Genomic DNA, 24,522 nt, shown 5'->3' with positions numbered 1-24,522 from the left:
TTTTCGGGAACCTGGCAATCTCTGGAGCGAGACCCATGGCTTTGCGTCCCCGCCTCACGACGGGTTTGCCTTTATCGAAGGCTCTGGAGGAGTTGCAGCAGCCCGCGGTATTTATGACAGCAGCGCGTTACCAAAAAGCGGCAACACGCTGTTGCTATTCAAACGTGTCTCATAAATGACATCGTGTCAAAGAGAACCCGCTGATGCTGCTCGGAATATTAGACAGAGAATTGCGGCGAAGAGGTTTCACCCGCCGTGTATGTTGTCTGGCCCAACAACAACTGATTTAGCAGGACTCTCACTCCTCAAAACGTGTGGGGATAGGTCTCGTTTTGGTTGTCTGCTTGCCCTATTGACAATAGGGGGTTTCCGAAAGGGATGTTAGTTAACCAGACTTTCTGGATTGAGTCAAGTACGGACGAAAACATGGAATAGAGCACAATGCTCAGTCCTACGATTTCAGCCGTATCACACCGTGCAAGTTGTTCACATCTCACGAATCTAGGTTTGACCATTCGTCTTGCTCGTGGCTACGAATATATTCGCCGTTGCCCCAATAGCGCACAATATCCTCCGGCGATTCGGCCGGCCGGAGGACGCGCATGGCCTCCAGGCTATCAGGTTCGTAGCCGATGACCGCTGGGATGCCGCGGCTGCAATGCCGGGACCACATGCTCAGCGTATAGGCGCCAACGTCGCGGATGACGATCCAATCGCCCGCTGCGATCGCAGGCAGGAGCGCGTCACGGGCCACGATGTCGCCGCCGAAACAAAGTGGTCCCACGATCGTCACGGGGCGTAGGTCACTTTTTTTAGGAAGGCCCTGTGCATCCAATACAAAAAACTCGTGCGGCCAATCGTCCGGGCGATAGACGGGGCGTAGCAGGAAGTCCGCGCCGAGGTGGATCACCGCCATCTGTTGTGCGGATTTGTAGTATTCCACCCGACTGGCGGCGAATCCGCAATTGGCTTGGACCGCGCGACCAAATTCGGTGATTCGTTGCAGCGTGGGAGACAAAACATCCGGGGCGCGCTTACGGATCTCAGCGACGTACTCGGCCGGCGTGGGAGCGGTCAATTCGGATTGGTACACGGTTGGCAAGCCGCCGCCGATATCGAGATGCGTGACCGCGCGGCCGCTGTGTTGTTCGATTTCTTTGAGCAACGTGTCGGCGATCGTAATGGCGTCGGTCAGCAGTCCCATGGCACAGCCTTGCGATCCGACATGGATGTGCAGGCCGCTGAGCCATTCGTGGGTCGCAAAAGCTTCTAGAATCGCCGCCCGGTTTGTGGAGAGCGGAATGCCGAATTTGGAGTCGGTGTTGGCAACACTTGTCAGCGAGATTGTACCGCCGCCAACTTGAGGATTCACCCGCAGGCCAATCACAGAGTTCGAGGAACGCGTCTGCAACTGGGTGGCGATCCGCTGGAGTTCCTCAAAGTTATCGACGTTCAGATAAATACCCGCGTCCAAAGCTTGGCAGATTTCATCCGTGGTTTTTGCGGGCGAGTCGAAGATCACCCGTTGTGGCGGGCATCCGGCGGCGAGAGCGAGTTGCACTTCTTCAAGACTAGCTGCCTCCAACCCACAGCCTTCGCGGACGACAGTGCGGAGGATTTCCAACACTGGATTGGCCTTGATTGCAATCGCGTGCAACGTGTTGGGGGGGAACGCTGATTGGAGTTCGACCAACCGCGACCGCATGAGACGCAGGTTGTGAAAAATGGCGGATGGCGCGTCAGCTAGCGGTCCGTGCAACTGCGCGGCTTGCACTACGGCAGCAGCTTCGTCCAATGAAATTCGGCGACCGAAGGCATCCATCCGTCCGCTTTCGCAAAACTCAGAGACTTATTTTAAGTTGGCGGCAGGCAGTTTGAGCGGCAGCTCCATGCCAGGATCGCGAATTGCCGAATCGGCGTCGATATCCACTCCAACAAGGCATTCCACTTTGCGTCGCAGATTCATAATTTGCCGCTGCAACCAAGTCAAGCGTTCGTCGAATGTACGCCCCAAGCGTGCGTCGGTCGCAACGCGGACAACCAACTCTCCACCAATCGCAACCCGCAGAATATAGCCGGCAGTACCGAGGTTGACCGGTTGCCCGATATGGAAACATTGCGAAGTCACGTCCGTGTCCCATTCAGGGTATTGAGCGGAGATGTCGCGATTCAGATTGTAATGCAGATGGGCCAGGTCCGTTTTCTCCAGATTGCTTTCCGCTCCCGCTGGTTTGATCCAGAAGCCCACGACGGTTGTCCGCGCTTCTAACGGACGGTCGATTTCTTCGTCATGCGGAGCCGGAGTGGTTGGCAGTAATTTGAAGACTGAGGATTCGCCGAGGATCTGAAGGGCTTTGGTTTCAAAGCAATTCAATACCCAGTCCCGCGTCAATTCCGGCACAGCGTAGTAGGCATCGATCTCCGCCAGTGCGGTTGTCCAGCGCAGCACAACGCCGAGGTTGGATTTCTTGGGCAGTACGTCGCGGATGGCGGTCCACCGTTCGGGCATTTCAGCGGCAGAAAAATAATCGCCGAATCCCTGCGGAAGTTGGCCCAGTGATTGGATGGTTTCGTCAAACGTCTGCGGGATGAGCAGCGCACCGGAGAAGGGGGGCCCGCCGTAAAATTTGGATCCTGTAAAAATCACCAGATAGCCGCGGTCCAACGCGTCACGCAATCCCGCGCGGCTGATGCGTCCTTGAGCAGCATCGATGACCACAACCAATTCAGGAAAGGCAGCTTGTAACCGCTCGACACAGGCATAGCTGGGAGCGAAGACACCGGTTTTGCTGTGGGCCACGATGTGCAAGAGCACGACCGTATCTTCGTTGCTGGAATCGACGACTAGTTGGGTGACTTCGGCGTTGATTTCTGATTCTTCCAACTGCCGTCCGCCAGCGCCGCGAATGTCGACGGTTTTTACGCTGACGCGCGACGCCAGTTCGTCGTCAATCGGCGTTCCCTGTTTGTTTCTGCGGCCATTGGGCGTTTGGGTGTCATAGTGACAACATCCGGCCGCCAACGGGGTTCCACTGCCGACTTCGCCCGGGCCGACAACGATGTTGACGATCTGTTTCTTAGAAATCCCACTCGCCAATGCGACGGCAAGAAATTCGACATCCGTCCCCGAGGGGGCCAAGGCAATGTCGACGTCGGCGTTCAACTCAAGCAGTTCGGCCAGTCGTGTGCGGATCGATTGTGCGCACTGGGAGACCGCCGTGTCGAAGTCCTCTTGTCCCTGCAGTATACGCAATGTTCGCATCGCTTTCGCATAACCGCGGAGCGAAGTAGAAGAACTCGTGCACGATCCAAATGGAACGACGGACCGTGGTTGCGGACCGCATCCATATTTATTGAGCCGTTCCCCGCCTAGCAGGTTGAGACGGTTGTCGCCGCCGGAAACCAGAAGCTCTTCCAGCGGCGCTTTGGTATTCGGATGCATGAGTACTTCTTTGGTGCTGTGCAAATCTAAGTAAGACGTCCGTTTCCAGTCGCGGTTGGTTTCCGTGGTTTCACGCACTGTGCGTCGTGGTCGGTTCACTCTCCGTGTCGCCGCTGCGTTGTGCGTTCATGTTCAACTGCGAGAGATTGGCCCACAGCTTTTTGCGTGAGCGGCGTTTGGCGGATTTTGCGTTTTCTTTGCGTTGCAGCATGGCCTTATTCAGGAAGTCCAGGTAACGGCCTTGCAGCAATCCAGTATCGAAACAGAGTTGTTCCATGATCGAATCGCCGCCGTCGCCTTCCAGTTCAATCAGCACAGGGCCTTGATCAGTCAGTGCGACATCCCAACCTTGCAGGTGGCAGGAGGGGACCGCCGCTGCGCCTCGCATGACGAGATCTTTCATCGCATCCCATTCGGGGAATGTCAGACCGTCAAATTTGGTGCCGGTCACCGGATGTTCCTCGACCGGTTCGGTTCCTTCAGCCGTTCGCATCAACACCCGCGTGACATTGCCCGTTTCAACATCGACGCCGCCCAGCATGTTGCCGGCACGCCAGAAGTTGTCGGCCACTGTTTCGGCGCCCGGGATTTTCCAAGCAGCTCGCAACAGCACCGGACCTTGTTCGTCCACCAACACGAACATACGCACCGTGCTAATGCGGTTTCCCACGATGTCGGCCATCTGAGGGTGTGGTGTGAGTCGTGATTGGAACAAATAGCCATCGGCCGCGAATTGTTCGGCTTGATCGGCGAAATCTTCGACTGAGACCTGCCGTCCGTCGCTGGTCAGCAGGCAATCAGCGTCAGCGTCATAGGATTCGATATTGGCCACGCCTAAGCTACAGGCGCCGGCGGTTGGTTTTGTGAACAGCGGATAGACGGCCTCTTGGCGAAGAAATCGCAGCACGTCCTCGCGGCTGAACAGCGGTTTTGCTCCCGGAAAAGTCCGAGCGGCATGCCGCATGGCTTGTGTTTCGGGAATCGGCAATTCGTGGCCTCGCAACAGCGCCGTCAAAGTCGGCTTGTCGTTGGCGATTTTCGGCCAGGGCATGTCCAGAGCAGCCAGCAATTCGTGGTGCCGCTGAGCGCCCAAGAAGGTTTTTTTAACGTCGGCGCCATAACGCTGATCGTCGTACAGCTTGTACATAAAGTATTCGTTCGGCTGCAACTTGCCCGGTCCCCACATCAGGCCGGCGATTTCGCGAACCAGTCCACCCAAGCCTTTGCCTTGCGCGGTCGCCTCTTGCATCCAGCGTAGGTATTCCAAGCCGGGAGTTTCGGTTTTTTGATCCAATGCAAAATCGGTATTCGCCATCTCTAGATTCCTCATATTTCGGAGCTTCTGCGTTCAGACATTCAACTCTACTTTGCGATATCACGTTGCGTCGGGAAAACGCGTGATGCTATTTCGCAACGTGCCTCCCAAAGGAGGGTAGGGAGGAGTGTGCCGGTTATGCCGGCAACAGCCTGTTGCTTGATCAAGCAACGAGTAGACCGCAGCGATCGGTTTACCAGAGCGCCCAGGAGCCGGTAGCAAGGATATAGACCCCAAGCAACAGATTCGTCACCGCATGCGCAGTGATACAGGCCCAGAGGTTTTTAGTCCGGTACAACACCCAGTTGATGCCGGCGCACCAAATGGCGGCGGCTAGGAGTTCCGGGTGCGCTAATGTAAAGAGCACGACCACGGCGGAAAAACTCCAAGGGGTGAACGTGCCGACCGGGACCGATTCGAAGTCATCTTTGACCAGATAACGAATCAAAAACCCGCGCCAGAAGACCTCTTCCATCAACGGCACAACCAGCGCCAACCCGCACAGGCGGACTGCGATGAACGCCCAGGCGCCGCCGGTTGAGGTGATGGCCGTGAACGGGTCGTAGCCGATGCGTTCAGCGGAATAGAGCCAACTCGGCAGGATGTCGGCAATATGGCGTTCGAGATTGAGTTTCCACAACGCAATCCAGACGACAACACCAACGATACCCGCCAGGACACCCCAGCCAAGGCCGGCGGTTGAAGGGGCAGGGTAGCGACGACGGAAATAGCACCAACTCCCCAGTACGATGGCGATCTTGGCGGTATAGACGAACGGATAATACGGTTTGAGCGGTTCCCAACCTTCAGCGGCGCCGAGTACCATGAACAGCACAAACGGAAGCACATACGCCAATACCGGACTGGAGCCGAAAGCAGCGGGAGCAAGATCCCTATTTTCGTCAGGTGTGGACATGGCGCGGCATTCTCGGAGTGGGGAGCGGTTTCGCCAAATTCTAGCACATCTATGGGCTCATGCCGGGCAAGCTGTTTCAATTACCAATAACATCCGCCGGGCCTGCGGGATACGGGATCGAATTGCGGCGGAGACTCCCCACAGCATCGGTTTCCGGGTAACGTTAGGGTTGGTTTCTTTTCACGTCACTGGAGAGTATCTGGTATGAGAGCGTTCCTAGTCTTGGTCGGGTTGTACGGTCTGGTCGGATTCGTGGATGCGGCTGCTGTTACGGCAGCGGATCGGCCGAATGTGATTTTGATCATGACCGACGATCAGGGGTACGGCGATTTGGGAGCAACGGGCAATCCGTTGATTCGCACGCCGAATATCGATGCGATGGCCAGACGCAGCGCGCAGATGGAGCGGTTTTATGTCTCTCCGGTCTGCGCCCCAACGCGAGCCTGCTTGATGACGGGCCGCTACAACTACCGCACGCGGGCGATCGATACCTACATTGGGCGGGCGATGATGGAGACCGAGGAGGTAACGATCGCCGAAATGCTCGGCGCCGCTGGATACGCGACAGGCATCTTCGGCAAATGGCATTTGGGAGACAACTATCCGCTGCGCGCGATGGACCAGGGATTTCAGGAATCATTCGTGATCCGTGGCGGCGGGATTGGGCAACCCTCTGATCCCCCGGGCGGCGAAGGCAAATACACCGATCCGATTCTGTTTCACAACGGCCAAGAGGCGCCGCAAACAGGGTATTGCACCGACGTCTATTTCGACGCAGCAATGAATTGGATCGAGACGCAACATGATTCCCACACGCCGTTTTTCGCTTACATCCCAACCAACGCACCGCACGGACCGTTTGATGACGTCCCGGAAGCGGAATACGCGCAGTACAAGAAGGTCGATCTAGGGAACGACCAATTTCCACAGGAGAGGGGACACCGCTTGCCGAAAAAAGCGAACCAAGACAAACGAGCGCGGATTTATGCGATGATCAGCAATGTCGATGTGAACGTAGGCCGCTTGTTCGAAAAACTCGACGCGCTCAACATCACCGACAATACGCTGGTGATCTTCATGGTCGACAACGGCCCCAACGGCATGCGTTATGTCGCTGGGATGCGGGGCATGAAATCACGTGTTCATGAAGGGGGCGTCCGCTCGCCGTTTTATGTGCATTGGCCGGCGCGGTTGAAAGCGGGGCAAAGCTCCGACCGCATTGCGGCACATATTGATGTACTACCGACGTTGCTGGATGCCTGTGAGGTGCCGGTGCCCGAGGGAGTCCAACTGGATGGGCGGAGTGTTTTGCCATTGTTGGAAGGCAAAGCGGAAGATTGGCCCGATCGCATGATTTACATTCAGGCGCACCGCGGCAATGTGCCAGTCCGCTTTCATAATTTTGTCGCCATCAATCAAGATTGGACGCTGCTGAACGACTCCGGTTTTGGCCGCGAGAAATTGCCGCGACCACCGCAGTTTGAGTTGTATGACATGACGGCCGATCCGCTGCAAATGCACAATGTTGTTGCCGAGCAGGCTGATGTCGCCAAGCAAATGCGGCAGGCGTATGAAACTTGGTTCGACGACGTCAGCAGCACACGGGCGGACAATTATGCACCGCCGCGAATTCATCTCGGCACGCCGCACGAAAACCCAGTGGTGCTGACCCGCCAAGATTGGCGGCGCACCAGTCGTGACAGCGGTTGGCAACCCGATTCGCGTGGCTACTGGGAATTGTTCGTGGCCACAGCAGGACGGTACGACGTAACTGTGACCTATAAGCCGCGCGAATTTAAGGAGACGTTGTCGTTGAATGTGGGGGACAAAACCTTAACGGCTAAGCTGGCGGCGGATTCCAAGGAGCACACGTTTCGCGACGTGGAGTTGCCTGCCGGGGATGCGCGGTTGATGGTCGAACTGACGCACAATGGAAAACGTGAAGCGGTCCGCGGTCCGTGGCAGGTCTTGGTCAGCAAACAGGCGGAATCGCCAAAGTAGCTTCAGTCAACGGCAGGCTCAGCCGGCAGGATCATGTCTTCCTGCCAGTAGCGGGCAAGTTCCTTGACCAGTTTGCGAAACTTTTTCAGATTCAGCGGTTTGGTCATGTAGCTTTGGACTTGCAGTTCTTCGCTCCGTTGGATGTCGATAGCGTTGGTCGAGGCGGTCATGACTACGACGGGGATCTGTTTCAATTCCTCGTCATGTTTGATCTCCGTCAGAACCTCTCGACCGTCCTTCTTGGGCAAACCGAGATCCAGCAGAATCAAGTCGGGTCGGGGAGCGCGGGAGAACTTTCCGCGTTGATAGAGGAATTCGATCGCCTCTTCGCCGTCAGTGACCCAGGTGAGGCGGTGTTGAACGGCCCCTTTTTTTAGCGCGCCGAACGCAATCCGCGCAAAGGTGAGGCTGTCCTCGACCAAGAGGATTTCCATGGGCCTGCCGACCGTGTTCTGGTCCATTACACCACCTGCGTCGCCGAAATTGACAACTCTCGTCCAGAGCCGTTAATCGGGTTTCGCCCGTTCTCGCCTCAAAATGTTTCGTACCACCCGCCAAATCGCTTTTGACACCGGTTAACTCGTATTTATTGTACCCAACTCCGTGCACATGTCATCCCGAAAAATGGTGGAACATGTGCGGTGACCTGGATCGTTCGTCCGATTTTTCGCCCTGACGGGGTATTTTCTTCCGAGGATGACCATCCCTCGCGGGTGACACGGGTTGGTTCGGGAAAGAAATTCCGACTGTGGGCCGAGTGTTCCGGCGTAATCGGGTCGAGCCGGGTGGGTTGACGGTCGGCGGCGGCGATGATAGGTTTCTGTCTGCTTCAGGGGAAATTGCGCCGGAGGTCCGGTTTCATCCAGAACGGCTGCAGACAGGACCTTTTTCGCGCAACCCACGACCTGCCGACAAACCAGGTGAGCGTGCGGGTTGTGCGAGGGCCAATGACCGGTACTCGTCCCCCAATAAGGGCTTGCGCCCACCGGGATTCGCGTGGGGACAGAGACGCCGACGGAATCACTAACAACCTCTATTTTCGTTCCGCTCAGATTAGAATCGCGCGGAGCCATCTCAAGGAACGTTTGGAATGACGACTGCAACAGCAACGAAATACGTGTTTTCGTTTGGTGACGGAAAAGCCGATGGCGGCGCCACCATGAAAAATGAGTTGGGTGGCAAAGGCGCCAACTTGGCCGAAATGACCAGCATCGGTCTGCCGGTTCCGGCTGGATTCACAATCTCGACCGGTGTCTGTACTTACTACTACGACAACGGCGAAACCTATCCCGAACAACTGCGCGATGATGTGGCTGCTGCTCTGGAGAAAATTGAAAAAGCCATGGGGGCCAAATTCGGCTGCACCGAAAACCCCTTGCTGCTTTCCTGCCGTAGCGGTGCCCGCGAATCGATGCCGGGCATGATGGACACGGTGCTCAATATCGGACTGAACGACACGACGGTCGCCGCCTTGGCCAAAAAGTCGGGCAACGAACAATTCGCCTGGGACAGCTATCGCCGCTTTGTGCAGATGTACGGCGACGTCGTCTTGGAAATGAAGACGCTGGACAAAAAGGAAATCGACCCGTTCGAACACCTGCTGGAAGTCAAAAAAGAGGCCGAAGGGGTCGAATTTGATTCCGGTTTGAGCGCCGCAGGCCTGAAGGAATTGGTTAGGGAATTCAAGGCGGCTATCAAAGAACGGACCGGCAACGACTTTCCGGATGAACCACTCGATCAACTGTGGGGCGCCATCGGGGCTGTCTTCTCCAGTTGGATGAATGACCGGGCCATGGTCTATCGCCGCCAATACGGCATTCCGCACGAATGGGGCACAGCCGTCAACGTGCAGGCAATGGTGTTCGGGAACCTCAGCGACGACAGCGCCTCGGGTGTCGGCCTGACCCGCGACTGCTCGCTGGGAGAACCTGGATTTCGCGGCGACTATCTGATCAACGCCCAAGGCGAAGACGTGGTGGCTGGAATTCGGTCGACCAAACGCGTCGAAGAAAGCCTGCACGACGACATGCCGGCCGCCTTTGATCGGTTGAACGAAATCGGCAAGATCCTCGAAAAACACTACAAAGACGTGCAGGACATCGAGTTCACCGTCCAGCATGGTCAAGTTTGGATGTTGCAAACACGTAACGCCAAGCGGACCGGTTTTGCCGCTGTGCGGATCGCTGTCGATCTGGTGAACGAAGGCCTGATCGATCCGAAGGAAGCACTGAATCCACGGCGGATTCCGGCCGACGACCTCAACCAACTATTGCAGCCAATTTTCGACCCCGATGCCAAGGCAGCAGCAGACGCCGAAGGTCGCCTGCTGACCAAAGGCATCAACGCCGGTCCCGGTGCGACGTACGGTAAGATCTGCTTCCACGCCGAAGATGCGGAAGCCCAATACAATGCCGATAACGATGTGCAATTGATTCTTGTCCGCCGCGAAACCAGCCCGGAAGATTTGCGAGGCATGCAAGCGGCCAAAGGCATTCTGACCGCCTTCGGGGGAGCCAGTTCCCACGCCGCACTCGTTAGCCGGCAAATGGGTAAAGTCTGCATCGTGGGTGCGACCGAATTGGACATCGACTACCAAGCCGGAACCATGTCGGTGGGAGGCAAGTCCTTCAATGAAGGGGACTACATCAGCATCGACGGATTCACCGGCGAAGTCTTCGAAGGGAGTGTCACGACCAAACCAAGTGAAGTCTTGGATGTGGTCATCCACAAAGCGGGTGATCCGGAGAAATCAGAGACCTACAAGCGCTACGCTCAGTTGATGGAGTGGGTCGACGAGCACCGCACGTTGAATGTTCGCACCAACGCGGACAGCCCTGAACAAGCCGCCGAAGCGATTGCCTTCGGAGCCGAAGGGATTGGACTGTGCCGGACCGAGCACATGTTCTTCCATCATGTCGACGAAATCCGGGAGATGATTCTCGCTGAGACCAAGGAAGTCCGTCAAAAGGCGATCGACAAGTTGTTGCCGTACCAACGCAGCGACTTCGAGGGTCTATTCCGCGCCATGGAAGGACGACCGGTGACGGTTCGCTTGCTCGATCCGCCGCTGCACGAGTTCCTCTCGGAGCGGCATTTGGAAGAAGACCCGGCCTTGGCTGGACAGTTGGCCAAAATGACCGGCAAATCCCAAGAAGAGATTCATCGCCGCGTCGAAGGGCTGCATGAGTCGAACCCGATGCTGGGTCACCGGGGATGCCGCTTGGGCATCGTTTATCCGGAAATCACAGCGATGCAAGCACGTGCCATCATGGAAGCCGCATGTGCGGTGAAAAAAGAAGGCATCGACGTCCATCCGGAAATCATGATCCCTCTCGTCGGATTCTTGGCTGAATTCAAGGACCAAGAGAAGATCGTACGGGCTCAAGCCGAAGCCGTGATGGCTGAAACCGGCCAAAAGGTCGAATACATGGTCGGGACGATGATCGAAGTTCCGCGAGCCGCCGTCTGTGCCGATCAGATCGCCACCGGTGCGGAATTCTTCAGCTTCGGGACCAACGACCTGACGCAGACCGCCCTGGGAATCAGCCGCGACGACTACGGCGGATTTATTGGCTACTACCGCGAACACGACATTGTCCCCAACGATCCGTTCCAGACGATCGACTTCGACGGCGTGGGGGGCTTGATGAAAATTGGTGTCGAAGGGGGTCGTAGCTCGCGAAAAGATCTCAAAATCGGGATTTGCGGCGAACATGGCGGCGACCCGGCCAGTGTCAAGTTCTGCCACAGTATCGGGTTGAACTACGTCAGCTGTTCGCCGTTCCGCGTGCCGATTGCCCGTTTGGCAGCGGCCCAAGCAGCAGTTTCACAGGGGTGACGGGCAAAAAATGCCGCGAATTGATCGGATTCACACGGGTGGGGGGCCATGGCAACTCACCCGTGTTTTTTACACCTTTCAGAGGCCAAAAACGGCCACCGAACTGCGGTGAAAACCTTTTTGGTTGTGGAATTCGCGGAATTTGACCGATTTGCGGGAAAGTTTCTCTTCCCTACGATCGGCATCGCAGATAGAATTCGTCAGTTCCTTCCTCCTTGGCGCGGAGATTGCCGGATGACGTTTGTGATCGGCATGAACGTCGGCGACGACCTTCCCTTCCGCGTGAAGAGCACGTATTGATCCGCACCCCGACCTCGGCACGTGGCAATTGCCTTTGGGCACTGAAGCCGTCGCGGGACAGAACTTAATGGGCACAAGCGTGTCTATGAGATGATTGAGCGGCCCCGGTCTGGCCGATCAACGTATGATTTGCGGATCAATTGACGCGGCTAAATCCCGGCACAGCGAAAAAGGTTCATCGGAGATTCATCCTCAGTCCTTAGGATTGAGGAGACAATAACCAGTTTTTTTGGGCAGCATGCGGTGGGTTCGTTACGTATCGAATCCGCTATTCTCCAGCGTCGGAGAACGCCCGTATCACTTAAACCGCGACGTACATTCCTTTGAGAATGCGTTGAGAACGTTCCATGAAAAACTTAGAAAAACTTCGCAACATCGGCATTTCGGCCCATATCGACTCCGGTAAGACGACGCTCACCGAGCGGATGTTGTTTTATTGCGGACGTATCCACCGCATGAATGAAGTCAAAGGTGGCGGTGACGGCGCGACCATGGACCACATGGAACTGGAAAAAGAACGGGGGATCACGATCACCTCCGCCGCGACACGCGTGGAGTGGAACGGGAATCCGATCAACGTCATCGATACGCCGGGACACGTTGACTTCACGGTCGAAGTCGAACGTTCGTTACGCGTGCTTGATGGGGCCGTGCTCGTGCTCTGCGCTGTGGGCGGCGTTCAAAGCCAATCGCTCACCGTGGATCGCCAAATGAAGCGGTATCACACGCCACGGATTGCGTTCATTAACAAAATGGACCGCACCGGTGCCGATCCGTTCAGCGTAATTCAGCAAATTGAAGAGAAACTGGGATGCACCCCGCTTCCTTTGCAAATTCCGATCGGCAAAGAGCAGGACCTCGAAGGCATTGTTGATCTCGTCAATATGCGGGCGATTTATTTTGACGGTACGGACGGCGAGATTGTTCGCTACGAAGAGATCCCGGAGAAGGTCGCCGACTTGGCAAACGAATATCGCGAACACATGCTGGAGACTTTGTCGCTGTTCAGCGACGAGTTGATGGAAACGTTGCTCGAAGAGGGCGACGTGGATGTCGCCACCATTAAAACGTTGATTCGAGAAGTGACCCTCCGTCAAGATCTGACGCCGGTCATGATGGGGACTGCGTTTAAGAACAAAGGTGTTCAGCCGTTGCTCGATGCTGTTTATGACTATCTGCCCAGCCCGTTGGATCGCGAAATCACGGCGATGGATGTCTCCAACGTCAAGGAAGGCGAAGAGGGTGAGTCAGTCGTTTTGGAATCAGATTCCGAAAAACCGCTCGTGGCGATGGCCTTCAAAACAGTCGTCGAAACTTTCGGTCAATTGACCTACATGCGAATCTACCAAGGTTCGTTGGCCAAAGGGCAATCCTACCGCAACACACGGACCGGAAACAACGTGCGATTCGGCCGGATTGTGCGGATGCATGCGGATGATCGCGAAGACGTCGACTTGGCCGAAGCCGGCGACATTGTCGCGGTGATCGGTGTTGATTGCGCGTCGGGCGATACATTCTGCGGCGACGGTGTGGATTATGCTTTGGAAAACATTTTCGTGCCCGAACCGGTCATTCGACTTTCGGTCGAACCGCTCAAGCGGGACGGTGCGGACAAACTGGCAAAGGCCTTGCAGCGGTTCCGCCGCGAAGATCCCACGTTCCGCGTGGAAACGGACCAAGAATCGGCCCAGACGATCATCGCGGGTATGGGACAGTTACACTTAGAGGTTTACCTCGAACGTATTCGCCGCGAATACAAAGTGGAATGCCTTGTGGGTGAACCGCGCGTTGCCTATCGGGAAAGTCCGACAAGACCGGTTGAGTTCAATCACAAGCATAAGAAGCAAACGGGTGGTTCCGGTCAATTTGCACATATTGTGGGCAAACTGACTCCCTTGCCGGAGGATGCTCCGGAGCCGTACGAATTTGTCGACGAAGTGACCGGTGGCCGTATTCCCAAAGAATACATCCCGGCCGTCAACCAAGGTTTTCAACGTGCATTGGTCAAAGGACCGCTGTGCGAATGCGAAGTGGTGGGCGTGCAGATGGTGCTGCAAGATGGTAGCTACCACGACGTCGACTCGTCGGACATGGCGTTTAACATTGCGGCGTTCAACTGCATGCGAGATGCTCTTAAGAATTCCAAAATGGCATTGTTAGAGCCGATCATGAAGTTAGACGTTGAAATCCCCACGGAGTACCAAGGACCCGTTGTCGGACATCTGTCCGGCCTGCGGGGAATTATGACCTCCAGCGAAGACCGTTCGGGAAGCTGCTTCATTTTGGCCGAAGTTCCGTTGGCCAGCATGTTCGATTATGCCAACGAACTACGGAGCATGACGCAAGGCAAAGGCTCGTTTAGCATGGAGTTTTCACACTACAAGCAATCACCTAAGTCGGTGCAGGAAGAAGTCGTTGAACGTCGTCGTGCGGAGAAGGAAGAAAAAATGGCGATGGCCCGCTAACGCGGATTTATGTCGCTTGAAGATACGCAGCAAGGACGGCCGAATGTTATCGGTCGTCCTTGCTGTTTTCTTTGGTCCGCAACTCCTCGAGCCGTTGGCAAAATGCCGCATGCTCAGGCGAGTCCAGCCCCGGTTTGAGCGTCGCGATTGCCGCTGCCAAATCGCCACGCAGCAGGGCAGTGGTGTCCAACCACAGGCCGGGAAAAAGTTCGCTGTGGATCACACCCGTTTCGGTCACGGGTAAACGTTCGTAGCGTCCTTTGCGAAGTACGAACCAGTCAAACGCGTCGTCCAGAACCCGCCAGACCAGATACTCCTGCACCCCGTTGCGGCGGTAGGCGTTGAGTTTGTCGTGCAAGTCATAACTCGCCGTGCTCGCCGCAATTTCCACCACCAACTCCGGCGGCCCGGTGAGGTAACCTTCCGCGTCGATCGACGACGCGCCGCCACATGCGGAATCAATCCGCAATAAGATATCAGGCTGCGGCTCGTTGTCCGCATCGAGTCTCAAAGTGCTGGCATCGCCGACATCTGTTCCATGCGTGGCCATAAAATAAGAGGACAACCACCCCGATAAGAGCGCATGTGGTTGCCCATGTTGTTGATGACGAATCGCAGCTTGCACGTAGACCACCCCTTCTACTAACTCCGCTCGCACGTTGCGCGCAGCTGCGTAGCGACGTTCAAATTCGGGGCGCGTCAGGCGGTCGCCCGAAGCAAGCGGTGGAAACGTACCGGGTTGGGACCGGTTGTCAGCAGAATTGTCGGCAGCTGAAGTCATAGCGAATCCGACTTATTCAAGGGAGGGAAACAGTCGTACTTTCCATTCTATCGTAGCCCGTCAGAGACCAACAAGACGACCCACCTCATCAAGACGATCCTCATCACCCAAAGACAACCACAGGCTCCCTCAAGCCTGTCCCCTCAAGCCTCAAGCCTCCATTCACCGCGACAGCCCGACGCTTTGTGCTTCGCTTTTGACTTCCGCTTCGGCGGCGAGAATCGGTTGCATCAGTGCATCGATTTCGCTGTGGTCTTGCGCGGTGAGTTGTCGTTGCGGCGCGCGGGCGGGGCCGAAGTCGGGGCCGATGAGGCTCATGGCGTACTTCAGCATGCTCACGTTGTAACTGTCGCCGCTACGGGCGCGGAAATCCTCGATGGGTTGAATGATCGACTGCAGCCGCATGCCTTCATCCCATTGTTGAGCGGCAAAGGCTGCGTGACAGGCCAGGCTCAAATGGGGACACAAATTACCCGCCCCGGTGGTAAAACCGGGTGAGCCGGCCAACATGTAGTACGGCGCGAACCGCTCGGCGGAACCGCAAATCCACTCCGTGCGACCGCCGTCGGCTTGGATCACTTTACGGAATTCGTGCATCGCATTCGTGGCATGCTTAATGCCGACGACATGTTCGTTGTCGGATAACTCCAACAGCAGTGCGTCGCTGGGGATGGCTGCTTTTTTGTAGATCAACGTCGGGCATTGCGTGGCTTGGATCACCTGCAAATAATAATCACGGGCACCCTCGTCGCTGAGATAGGGATGCACGAAGGGCATGAACATGATCCCCGTCGCCCCGACCTCCAGCGCGCGGCGGCCGATTTCGATGGAGTGCTGGAGTTGCAATCCCACCGGCGCAAAAATCAGTGCATCAGGCCCGGAATTCTCACGGGTGATTTTCACCAGTTTGACAACTTCATCCAACGAGAGACTTTGAAATTCACTGGTGCCGGCTGCCGGCAAATAGAGACGCACACCGGCGTCGTACATATTACGGGTATGTTGCGCTTGCAGAGTTTCGTTGATGTGATCAGATTTATCAAAAGCCGTCAGCGGCACCAAATGCACGCCGCGCAAGACAGCCGGGTCAATCGCCATGATATTGATACTCCTCACCGATAAATGAAATGCCGCCGCCGGTTCGAGACGAGCGTTGCAGTCGTTTGTATGTCCCTCCGGCGGCGCGGTCAAGTGTCGGACAACGACAGTCGTGCTCAGGACCTGTTATCATGCGCAAAGCCAATAATCCCAGGGCTGTTTTGAAATGAGGACCGTATGCAATCGCTTGACGAAATCACACAAGACTTGGCCCGCACTTTGGCCGACCGGCAATTGCGGGTGGTCTTTGCTGAGAGTTGTACCGCGGGATTGGCGGCGGCAACGTTGGCATCCGTCCCGGGAATATCGGCGTATTTGTGCGGCTCGGCGGTGACCTATCGCGAACGGACAAAGCAGGACTGGTTGAGAGTATCGGCTGAAGACTTGGCCCGGTTTACGGCGGTCAGCGAACCGGTGGTGCGGCAAATGGCCATCGGCGTGTTGGAAAACACCGTGGAGGCCGATGTTTCGGCCGCCATTACCGGGCACTTGGGGCCCGATGCCCCGGCGGAACAAGATGGTGTGGTCTATGTCGCTGTGGCGCAGCGGCAACAACAGACGGTACACGTCACCAGCGTCCAACGGGTAGTCTTGGAGAGTTCGACGCGCGGCGAGCGACAACGCGAGGCGACAGGGGTGCTGCTAAACTGCCTAAATTCCAGTATCCAAGCGGATTTTGTTTAGTCGGCTTGCTGGATTACAACGTGTCAAAAGTGTAATATGCGGCATAGGCGCTCGCTGGAAGACCTTGGCATGGATGCTCCCACCCACTGACCCACCCCGTGTGAAACGACCACAGCGTCGATTTCCGCCTGCCACGTTGAAAAATTCTGTGCATAGCAATCCCATCGGGATTTGCGCGGAATTGTCCATCGGCGGAGCGAAGTCAACCAGCGGTCGTGCCAAAGCTTTCGGAGCATCGACGATGAAATCGAGCCGCTTTATTGCCTTTGCCGGACCGGTGGTTGTTGTGCTGATGTCAGCATCGACGACCCTTGCTCAGACCGATTATCAGTATCAATACGATGATATTCTGGTTCCCGCGGCATCGGCGGACGAACCGGTCGCGGCGGCGTTTTCGACGGACAAGGCGGCGACGTATTTGCAACAAAGCGCAGCGGCTTGGATTGGAACACGCAAGTGCATCGCCTGCCATACCACCGGAGTGCACTTGGTCACACGTCCGGCGCTTTCCGCATCGTTGGGAAAACCGGAAGACAACTTGCGGCAGTTCGCGCTGGAGCAAATCATCGACTTAAAGATGATGAAGCGTGAGACATTGCTCAAAGGTGTGAACCCTGTCAAGGTGGTCTACGCTGCCGGGGGCTTGGCGGAATGGGATGCACACATCACCGGGCAATTGTCGCCCGAGACGATTGACGCCTTTTCGTTTCTGTTTGAAATTCAATTGGAAAACGGCACTTGGGCAAACACCGATTGTTGGCCGCCGTATGAATCGGACACCTATCACGTTGCCACAGCCGCCGCGATGGCCCTGGCGACCGCACCAGGGTATTTGCAAAATCCCCCGGACGAACAAGCCAAAGCCGGAATCAGCAAGCTCAAGCAGTTTCTGCGCAGCGAAACACCGCCGCATGATTACGGCAAGACGTTACTGTTGTGGGCCTCCACACGGATGCCGGATCTGATCGATGAGACGCAAAAGCAAGAACTCATCGAAATGTTACTGTCACATCAACGCGAGGATGGCGGCTGGTCAATTCGCTCGTTTGCCGCTCCGGAGAGTTGGGGCAAAGGAAACCGCGCGGAGAAACTGCGTAGCGAACCGGAATTCGCCAATCCTCCCAGCGACGGTCATCAAACCGGTCTGGCAATCATCGTGCTCAGAGAAGCAGGCCTCCCCGCGGATGATCCCCGGATTCAAAAGGGCATCACTTGGCTGTTAGCCAACCAGCGCGAATCCGGCCGCTGGTGGACCCGTTCGCTGAACACCGACAAATGGCATTTCATCACGTTCAGCGGAACGGCTTATCCGTTGTTGGCGCTGCAAATGTGCGACGCGCTGCCGAAGGTGGCGGCGAAGTAGCGGTTGTGATGACATCCTTTAAGTTTCAGTGAATGCCCGAATTCGACGACACAGATCAACGGCCAAGAATTGGCGGATTTCGTTGGCGCGTGGGCGGAATTCTGCAAGTCGATGGCAGACAAGAATCTCTTCCTTGCCTTCCTCAGTACGTACGATAAGACGCACGTACCAGAACTCGCTATTGTTATCCATCGGATTGCGAAAACATTCCGGCGTAGCTCCCAGCAGGGCACCTACAGGGATGGAATAACGATTGAAGTCTGCTTCCAGCAATATTAGCGACTTTTTCGGGGCCAACTTCATAAGACCCAAGTCGCTGTCGGTTTCCAATTGAGTGCGCATCCAGCGTTCTCGCAAAGTGATTCCAACCAAAAATGCGTCTGGGTCATTTGGATCCACATATGGATCGGGACGTTGCCGTAATGCAGAAAACAATAATCGGGACCAATACCAGCATTCGAATAAATACGCCCCACGGTAAAAAACAAGCACGCCGCCAATGGCCAGTACTGGCGCCATTGCTAGCATCGAAATTGCAACGATCGGGTTCGCACCTTGACTGAGCATTGAAATGCCCCATCCGCCCACGAACAATCCGGCGACTGCCAAAATAAGCGGGAAGAGCACTAGAAAACCACCTACGATCGAACGCCCCCTCGTAAAGACCTTTCCGCGAAAGGGCTCTGAGACCGCCGCGATCGTAGCAATTTCCCCGGAATGTTGCGAAAACGGCAGTTCGGTGGATTTGATTGTCTCCAAATCCTCTTCCGGCGCATTTCTCAATTCACTATGAGCCTCGGCCAACTTGTCGGCGAAATTCGGAAACAGAGGCTGAAACGCCAACGATTCTTGAGGCTCGAGCCGTATCTGGTGAAATCGCGAACTCATTCCGGTGAGTATCCGAAGAGTTCCTAATCCCCAATGCGGGTCAATGAGACTGAGATAGGTGGGATACGCCAAGGGGGATTCGTCATCTGTTGGGGCATATTCGACTGCACAATAAGACGCTCGGTTTGGTTCCACAGCGCGAGAACTGTTAATCACCTTTATGAATCCCGCGATGTCCTGTTGTTCAAAGAGTGGACGCGCTGTTCTGGATACCCCTTTCTGAAGTGGAATTTTTTCGCGAATCATCCACTGTTTGAGTTCTGGACAGTACGCGCGACGCGCACGCGCCCACGCAAAAAAAAGGCTAAAGCCAACGTAGAAAACTAGGCTCCAAAAAAACAAGAACCAATTATGCCCTTCGTCAGCAGGGTTCTTTGGCCGAAGCGGCATCTGGTTGCCTGCCGGGTTTGCCGCTTCTTTATCCGGTTTGCCAATTTCGTCCTGTTGGTCAAACTGCATGCGCAGTTTGATATATTCAGGAAGCAGGTCGATGCGATGCGCATTTCCTGGAGGCAATGCATTGATCAAACCAAAATGATAAACGCCCAAAAAGGCAATCAATGACATCACCAGTCCGAGAAACGCAGCAAAGATCGGCTTGCGGCAATGGCTCCACTGAATGAGAAAAACCAGCACACCACTCAGTACCAGTGCGGCAATGAGAGGTGTGAACGGGAGGTAATACCAGCCGGTTTCAAGAGCAAGATTGAGCAGCCATGCCAAACCGATCGCTGCCAGCAAAGAACCTCCAAGTAGCAGTGGTAAACGTTCCCATTTCATTTTTCCATCGGGCCGATAACGTTCCCGCGAGGCGAGGAGATCAGACATGTCGAGCAACCAATTTTTAGTTTAGGACGGCGATTTGCTCACGCCAGATTACATTGATTTTGAGCATAAAACCACCACTTTTCCCTGGCAAGTTCAAATTTCCACGACGTTGGCACAACTAACGCAACGCCCGTACAATGACCACAAACCGTTAGCACAGACCACCAGCCAAACGAGCGCCACGATGAACCACTCACGCCTCATCAGAAAATACATCACCTTAATCGCCACAGTGATCACCATAACGGCGACGGCCACTACGGCATTCCCCTCGGACTCCATTCCGGAGCCGATTACGATTGACCGCAAAGGGGGCAAGCCAACGATTCCCGAGGTGCCGCGGGATGAGGCGATTTGTTTCGCGCTGTATACGGTGCAAAACGGCGTGCTCAAATTGTCCGCACAACTTTATCCGCTCCGCGATGGTGAGTCGCGCGAGGTGACGCTGCAGATTCATGATGGCACGAATTGGAAAACGATTGCCCGAGCCAACGTCGACGAGACGGGTTGGTTGGCGACGTTTCGGATTGAGGATTGGGATCATTCCCGCGATCACCGTTATCGCGTCACGCATCCCGGCGGGGCGAAATTTGAAGGCCGGATTCGTAAGGATCCCCGCGACAAGGAGGAAATCGTGGTCGCCGCTTTCACGGGCAATTCCAACAGCGATCGCGGCATGCGGGAAGACATTGTACGGAACGTGAAAGCGCAGGACCCGGACTTGTTGTTTTTCTCGGGTGATCAAAGTTACGACCACCGCGCACACACGGCGGCGTGGTTGTTGTTCGGCCGGCAGTTTGGCGAGATCATCAAAGACCGGCCGACGATAACGATCCCCGATGACCACGATGTGGGGCAGGGGAACCTGTGGGGCGAAGCGGGCAAGGTGTCGAAACTCCGCGGCGGGGCGGATGGTGGATATATCATGCCGGCGGAATACGTGAACATGGTGCAGCGGGCCCAAACCAGCCATCTGCCCGACCCGTACGACGCGACCCCGGTCGGGCAGGGGATTACGGTCTATTACACATCGCTGAATGTGGGGGGCATCGATTTTGCCATCATCGAAGATCGCAAATGGAAAACCGGCCCGGCGGGGTTGATTCCGCAGCAAGGCCCGCGCCCCGATCACATCAATAATCCCAGCTACGATCGCGCCTCGGTCGATGTTCCTGAAGCGCGGCTGTTGGGAGACCGGCAGTTGAAGTATTTACGGGAGTGGGGACAAACCTGGCAGGGGGCGGAGATGAAAGCGGTGCTGTCGCAAACCATCTTTGCCGGGGGCGCGCACATTCACGGCAGTCACAATGGTCGGTTACTGGCCGATCTCGATTCCAACGGTTGGCCGCAAGCAGGTCGCGCGCGGGCGCTGGAGGAGATGCGACGGAGTTTCGCATTTCACATCGCCGGTGATCAGCACTTGGCGACTGTGATCCACCACGGGATCAATTCCTGGGAAGATGCGGGCGTGTCGTTTTGCGTGCCCTCGATTGTCAATTTTTATGGACGTTGGTGGTGGCCGCTGGAAAAACCGGAAAATCACCCGGCCGACAATCCGCTGCCTTTCACAGGTCGGTACTTTGATGGATTGGGAAACAAGCTCACGATGCAGGCCTATGCCAATCCCAAGATGGAAAACCACAACGCCGCCGGTTATGGCATCGTGCGATTTCAAAAACCTACGCGGAACATCGTGATGGAATGTTGGCCGCGGCATGTGGATGTGACCGAACCGGGCACCGCGCAACATCCCGGTTGGCCGATTACGATCACCCAGCAAGACAACTATCACCGCCAGCCGCTCGCCTATCTCCCGACGCTGAACATCACCGGCCAAGAGAACCCGGTGGTGCAGGTCGTTGACGAAGCATTGGATGAAGTCGTCTACACGTTCCGCATCTCCGGCACAAAATTCCGCCCGGGAGTCTTCAAGGAAGGCGTGTATACGATTCGCGTTGGTGAAGGGGACCAGCGGCAGGAATTGACGGGGATTAAGTCGGTGGCCACAGACGATACGAGCACGCTCGATATCAAGTTTTAACGCAGCAGGGGAAATCGCGCAAGATCTTTGCGCAATTCCTTGTTGAAGAGTTTCAACTCCCGTCCCACCTCAAAAATGCTTGTCGCGATACACTCAACAACTGAAAACAGAGAGCGCGATTGCGGAGATCTTAGCTGCCAGCTACGATGAAACCACGGTCGAGTTCCGAATTCACGGAAGCACCCTCCCCCGGTTTGAGGAGTTGTTGATGGGAATGCGAAAGCGCGTTGCATGTTGTTGCTGTTGGTTTCTCTTAGGCACGTTGCTCACGGGGCCGTTGTTCTCGGCCGAAGAGACCGAGACAGCAAAACCGATAGCCGCTGATTCAATGATCAGCCTTCCCAGCGAGTCGCCCTTAACGGTTCAACAGCTAGCAAAAATCGCCGAGGAAGCGGTCGTTGAAATCACCGTCACCGGACGACGGGGGGACCGTGTTGGTTTGGGGACGGGATTTGTGATTGAGCCGGACGGCCTGATTGCAACAAACCTGCACGTCATCGCCGAAGCGCGGCCGATCACCGTCAAAACCTCCCAAGGGGATTCTTATCCTGCAGACGTCGTGCATGCGTCGGACCGCAAACTCGATTTGGCCTTGATTAAAATCAAAGCCGAGAATTTACCCGCGCTGCCGCTGGGGGATTCCGACAGCGTGGAAAACGGCCAGCCGGTGATCGCGTTGGGAAATCCCTATGGATTGAACAACAGTGTGGTGAGCGGCGTGATTTCCGGGACGCGTGAAATCGACGGGCGGAACATGCTGCAATTGGCGATTCCGATCGAGACCGGCAACAGCGGTGGTCCGTTGCTCGACATGCGGGGGCGGGTGCTGGGCCTATTAACGATGAAGGCGCAATACACGGCCAATTTGGGATTTGCCATGCCGGTCAATGCGCTCAAAAAGCTGATTGAAACACCCAACCCGGTGCCGATCGCGCGATGGCTGACGATCGGGGCACTCGATCCTCAAGAATGGACGCCGCACTTGGGGGCCACATGGCGGCAACGTTCGGGACGGATGACCGTGGAAGGGACCGGCAGCGGCTTTGGTGGCCGGTCATTTGTGTTGAGTACCGTCGAGGTTCCCAAGTTGCCCTATGAGGTCGCCGTGACCTTGCGTTTGGATGACGAAAGCGGCGCAGCTGGGTTAGTGTTTCACTCCGATGGCAACGATCGGCATTATGGATTTTATCCCAGCGGCGCGCGGATGCGGTTGACGCGTTTCGACGGGCCCGATGTACTTTCCTGGACGATTCTCAAACACCAATACACGCCCAACTACCGCGCCGGTGATTGGAACAACATTAAGGTACGCATCGAAGAGAAGCGAATATTGTGTTACGTGAACGACGAACTGGTGTTTGAATCCGAGGACCGCGGGATGACGTCCGGCCAAGTCGGTTTGGCGAAGTTTCGTGATACGGAGGCGGTGTTTAAAAACTTTCAAGTCGCCAAATCGATTCCCAAAACGAGCATCGACCCGGCAGTCGCGTCACGCATCGAGGGAGTGGTCGGTGAAATTGCCACCACGGGACCACCTTCAAAGCCGTTGGTGGAGACATTGCTGCCCGATAGCCCGGCTAGCTTGACCGTCCTTCGCTCGCGCGCGGCGAAACTGGAAAAACAGGCGGCCCAACTGCGAAAGCTGGCGGACGAAATCCACCAAAATGCGACTGTGGCTGAGTTGGTGAAAACCTTAACGGCCGATGAAGAACAGATTGACCTGTTGCAAGCGGCGCTGTTGGTGGCAAAGCTCGACAACGACGAACTCGATCCGGCGCTGTATCAAAAGGAAATCAATCGCATGGCCCGCGGTATTCAACAAGAGCTTCCCGACGATGCTTCGGAAAACGACAAATTGGCCGCGTTAAATAGTGCCATGTTCGCCGATTTGGGTTACCACGGTAGCCGGACCAACTATTATCACAAATCCAACAGTTATTTGAACGAGGTGATCGACGATCGCGAAGGGCTGCCGATCTCGCTCTCGGTGCTCTACATGGAACTGGCACGCCGCGTCGGTCTGAACGTTGTCGGGGTGGGGCTGCCTGGGCATTTCATCGTGCGGCACGAACCCCAGGAAGGGGACTCACAGCTGATTGATCCGTTTGACGGCGGCAAATTTCTCAGCCGAGAATCGGCAGCGATGATGCTCCAAGCCAACCGCGGCATCCCGCTCACCGACGAACATTTGAAGACAGCCACCAAACGGGACATCGTGATTCGCATGTTGTCGAATCTGCTCGGTTTAGCGCAAGAGGAGCAAGATCCTGAAGGGATGCTACGCTATGTCACTGCCATCGTAGAAGTCGACAATCAAGCGGCGCAGTCACGCTGGATTCGCGCGGTCCTCCGCTTCCAAACCGAACGCCGCGCTGCCGCCGCCGAGGATGCCGACTGGCTGTTGGAGCACCGTCCGGAGGGGATCAACCTGCAGCGTGTCGAGGAGTTGCGAGGCATTCTAGACCGGCCGCGTTGACGGAGACCGAACAAAGATTCATTGAGCCACAGATTTCATGCGTCGGTAGCTTGTGCAAGAATCAAAACATTAAAAATGTAGATTGC

General features: G+C 55.9%; 16 protein-coding genes and 1 riboswitch. Of the genes, 8 read left to right on the top strand and 8 right to left on the bottom strand.

Annotated elements, in window-relative coordinates; genetic code table 11:
- Positions 1–2: 2 nt before the first annotated feature.
- Positions 3–80, bottom strand: a riboswitch (cyclic di-GMP riboswitch).
- Between the two features lie 413 nt (positions 81–493).
- The 4 genes from CA54_RS27305 to CA54_RS27290 form a co-directional block, all read right to left on the bottom strand.
- Positions 494–1,822: a diaminopimelate decarboxylase gene (locus CA54_RS27305; protein ID WP_146374139.1), complete on the bottom strand. Its 1,329-nt coding sequence runs from the start codon at positions 1,820–1,822 to the stop codon at positions 494–496.
- A 27-nt stretch (positions 1,823–1,849) separates the two neighbouring features.
- Positions 1,850–3,442, bottom strand: a complete 1,593-nt coding sequence (locus CA54_RS27300) for a hypothetical protein (RefSeq protein ID WP_197532880.1) — start codon at positions 3,440–3,442, stop codon at positions 1,850–1,852.
- Positions 3,443–3,512: 70 nt separating this feature from the next.
- Positions 3,513–4,757: a sugar-transfer associated ATP-grasp domain-containing protein gene (locus CA54_RS27295; RefSeq protein WP_197532879.1), complete on the bottom strand. Its 1,245-nt coding sequence runs from the start codon at positions 4,755–4,757 to the stop codon at positions 3,513–3,515.
- A 193-nt stretch (positions 4,758–4,950) separates the two neighbouring features.
- Positions 4,951–5,673, bottom strand: coding sequence for a CAAX prenyl protease-related protein (locus CA54_RS27290; RefSeq protein WP_146374136.1), 723 nt, complete (start codon positions 5,671–5,673; stop codon positions 4,951–4,953).
- Positions 5,674–5,877: 204 nt separating this feature from the next.
- Between CA54_RS27290 and CA54_RS27285 the strand changes: the two genes are divergently transcribed.
- Complete coding sequence (locus tag CA54_RS27285) at positions 5,878–7,674, top strand: arylsulfatase (protein WP_146374135.1); 1,797 nt, start codon at positions 5,878–5,880, stop codon at positions 7,672–7,674.
- Between the two features lie 2 nt (positions 7,675–7,676).
- Here CA54_RS27285 and CA54_RS27280 read toward each other — a convergent pair whose 3' ends face one another.
- Entirely contained in the window at positions 7,677–8,135 is a 459-nt protein-coding gene (locus tag CA54_RS27280) for a response regulator (RefSeq protein ID WP_146374134.1), read from the bottom strand.
- 629 nt (positions 8,136–8,764) lie between these two features.
- On the opposite strand from CA54_RS27280, the gene ppdK reads away from it, so the two are divergent.
- The 3 genes from ppdK (at position 8,765) to fusA (ending at position 14,277) form a co-directional block, all read left to right on the top strand.
- Positions 8,765–11,512, top strand: coding sequence for a pyruvate, phosphate dikinase (ppdK, locus tag CA54_RS27275; RefSeq protein WP_146374133.1), 2,748 nt, complete (start codon positions 8,765–8,767; stop codon positions 11,510–11,512).
- A 108-nt stretch (positions 11,513–11,620) separates the two neighbouring features.
- Positions 11,621–11,812, top strand: coding sequence for a hypothetical protein (locus CA54_RS27270; RefSeq protein WP_146374132.1), 192 nt, complete (start codon positions 11,621–11,623; stop codon positions 11,810–11,812).
- 347 nt (positions 11,813–12,159) lie between these two features.
- Positions 12,160–14,277, top strand: coding sequence for an elongation factor G (fusA, locus tag CA54_RS27265; RefSeq protein ID WP_146374131.1), 2,118 nt, complete (start codon positions 12,160–12,162; stop codon positions 14,275–14,277).
- Positions 14,278–14,323: 46 nt separating this feature from the next.
- On the opposite strand, the gene CA54_RS27260 is transcribed toward fusA, so the two are convergent.
- Positions 14,324–15,058: a Uma2 family endonuclease gene (locus CA54_RS27260; protein WP_146374130.1), complete on the bottom strand. Its 735-nt coding sequence runs from the start codon at positions 15,056–15,058 to the stop codon at positions 14,324–14,326.
- A 162-nt stretch (positions 15,059–15,220) separates the two neighbouring features.
- A complete protein-coding gene (locus tag CA54_RS27255; protein WP_146374129.1) occupies positions 15,221–16,156 on the bottom strand; it encodes a dihydrodipicolinate synthase family protein in 936 nt (311 codons plus the stop codon).
- A 177-nt stretch (positions 16,157–16,333) separates the two neighbouring features.
- Here CA54_RS27255 and CA54_RS27250 point away from each other — a divergent pair, with 177 nt between their 5' ends.
- Together CA54_RS27250 and CA54_RS27245 are read left to right on the top strand one after the other, a co-directional pair.
- Positions 16,334–16,840 (top strand): CinA family protein, encoded by a 507-nt coding sequence (locus CA54_RS27250; protein WP_146374128.1) that lies wholly within the window; start codon positions 16,334–16,336, stop codon positions 16,838–16,840.
- 241 nt (positions 16,841–17,081) lie between these two features.
- Entirely contained in the window at positions 17,082–18,203 is a 1,122-nt protein-coding gene (locus CA54_RS27245) for a prenyltransferase/squalene oxidase repeat-containing protein (RefSeq protein WP_197532878.1), read from the top strand.
- Positions 18,204–18,221: 18 nt separating this feature from the next.
- Here the strand turns inward: CA54_RS27245 and CA54_RS27240 are convergent, their stop codons facing one another.
- Positions 18,222–19,871 (bottom strand): hypothetical protein, encoded by a 1,650-nt coding sequence (locus CA54_RS27240; RefSeq protein WP_146374126.1) that lies wholly within the window; start codon positions 19,869–19,871, stop codon positions 18,222–18,224.
- Positions 19,872–20,103: 232 nt separating this feature from the next.
- Between CA54_RS27240 and CA54_RS27235 the strand changes: the two genes are divergently transcribed.
- Complete coding sequence (locus CA54_RS27235; protein ID WP_146374125.1) at positions 20,104–21,960, top strand: hypothetical protein; 1,857 nt, start codon at positions 20,104–20,106, stop codon at positions 21,958–21,960.
- Positions 21,961–22,174: 214 nt separating this feature from the next.
- Positions 22,175–24,436, top strand: a complete 2,262-nt coding sequence (locus CA54_RS27230) for a transglutaminase family protein (protein WP_231963217.1) — start codon at positions 22,175–22,177, stop codon at positions 24,434–24,436.
- Positions 24,437–24,522: the final 86 nt, after the last annotated feature.

The sequence above is a fragment of the Symmachiella macrocystis genome (genome assembly GCF_007860075.1).
GTDB classification, from domain to species: domain Bacteria; phylum Planctomycetota; class Planctomycetia; order Planctomycetales; family Planctomycetaceae; genus Symmachiella; species Symmachiella macrocystis.
This window is presented reverse-complemented; position numbering and strand designations above follow the sequence as displayed.

Excerpts from the sequence above, each read along its gene's own strand:
- ppdK (WP_146374133.1), top strand. The coding sequence starts at position 8,765 with ATGACGACTGCAACAGCAACGAAATACGTGTTTTCGTTTGGTGACGGA.
- CA54_RS27230 (WP_231963217.1), top strand. The coding sequence starts at position 22,175 with ATGCGAAAGCGCGTTGCATGTTGTTGCTGTTGGTTTCTCTTAGGCACG.
- CA54_RS27260 (WP_146374130.1), bottom strand. The coding sequence starts at position 15,058 with ATGACTTCAGCTGCCGACAATTCTGCTGACAACCGGTCCCAACCCGGT.
- CA54_RS27285 (WP_146374135.1), top strand. The coding sequence starts at position 5,878 with ATGAGAGCGTTCCTAGTCTTGGTCGGGTTGTACGGTCTGGTCGGATTC.
- CA54_RS27245 (WP_197532878.1), top strand. The coding sequence starts at position 17,082 with ATGAAATCGAGCCGCTTTATTGCCTTTGCCGGACCGGTGGTTGTTGTG.
- CA54_RS27280 (WP_146374134.1), bottom strand. The coding sequence starts at position 8,135 with ATGGACCAGAACACGGTCGGCAGGCCCATGGAAATCCTCTTGGTCGAG.
- CA54_RS27300 (WP_197532880.1), bottom strand. The coding sequence starts at position 3,442 with ATGCATCCGAATACCAAAGCGCCGCTGGAAGAGCTTCTGGTTTCCGGC.
- CA54_RS27250 (WP_146374128.1), top strand. The coding sequence starts at position 16,334 with ATGCAATCGCTTGACGAAATCACACAAGACTTGGCCCGCACTTTGGCC.
- fusA (WP_146374131.1), top strand. The coding sequence starts at position 12,160 with ATGAAAAACTTAGAAAAACTTCGCAACATCGGCATTTCGGCCCATATC.
- CA54_RS27240 (WP_146374126.1), bottom strand. The coding sequence starts at position 19,871 with ATGAAATGGGAACGTTTACCACTGCTACTTGGAGGTTCTTTGCTGGCA.
- CA54_RS27305 (WP_146374139.1), bottom strand. The coding sequence starts at position 1,822 with ATGGATGCCTTCGGTCGCCGAATTTCATTGGACGAAGCTGCTGCCGTA.
- CA54_RS27255 (WP_146374129.1), bottom strand. The coding sequence starts at position 16,156 with ATGGCGATTGACCCGGCTGTCTTGCGCGGCGTGCATTTGGTGCCGCTG.
- CA54_RS27290 (WP_146374136.1), bottom strand. The coding sequence starts at position 5,673 with ATGTCCACACCTGACGAAAATAGGGATCTTGCTCCCGCTGCTTTCGGC.
- CA54_RS27295 (WP_197532879.1), bottom strand. The coding sequence starts at position 4,757 with ATGGCGAATACCGATTTTGCATTGGATCAAAAAACCGAAACTCCCGGC.
- CA54_RS27235 (WP_146374125.1), top strand. The coding sequence starts at position 20,104 with ATGAACCACTCACGCCTCATCAGAAAATACATCACCTTAATCGCCACA.